At 62.3% G+C, this 462-nt stretch carries 1 protein-coding gene; it reads right to left on the bottom strand.

Annotated features, from left to right (window positions below):
• Positions 1–15 precede the first annotated feature (15 nt).
• Positions 16–402, bottom strand: a complete 387-nt coding sequence (locus IG65_RS39635; protein ID WP_081879952.1) for an ATP-binding cassette domain-containing protein — start codon at positions 400–402, stop codon at positions 16–18.
• Positions 403–462: the final 60 nt, after the last annotated feature.

Below are 462 nucleotides of genomic sequence, written 5' to 3'. Positions count from 1 at the left end.
GATTCGCCCAGGTGATCATTCGGTCGCCTCCAGCAGCGACGCGTAGGCGCTCTCCAGACGTCGGCCCGGCGCGCAGTCCGGTTGGGCGTGGGCGGCGAACTCCTCAACCGCCCCCTTGAACCTCGGTCGGCCCGCTTCGAGGACCACGACCTCGTCGAAAGCCTGGTCGAGGTCGCCGATGTCGTGGGTGGAGACGATCACATGAACGGTGCCACGCAACGAGATCAGCAAGTCGAGAAACCTGCGCCGCTGGTGGGGGTCTAGCCCTACGGTGGGTTCGTCGAGGAGTAGCAACTCCGCGTTATGGACGAGTGCTTGTGCGATAGCGATCCGCTGTTGCTGGTCTCCGGATAGCGTCTTAATCTTATCGTTGATCTTGTCGCTGAGCCCGACTCGTTCAATTGCTTCGCGCGCGGCGCGCTAAGCGTCACGTTCCCGCATGCCCTTTAGCCAGCCGATATA

The organism is Nocardia sp. NRRL WC-3656, assembly GCF_000720265.1.
Lineage (GTDB): Bacteria > Actinomycetota > Actinomycetes > Mycobacteriales > Mycobacteriaceae > Nocardia > Nocardia nova.
Note: the sequence above shows the minus strand (reverse complement) of the source record. Positions and strands in the feature narration are given on the sequence as shown.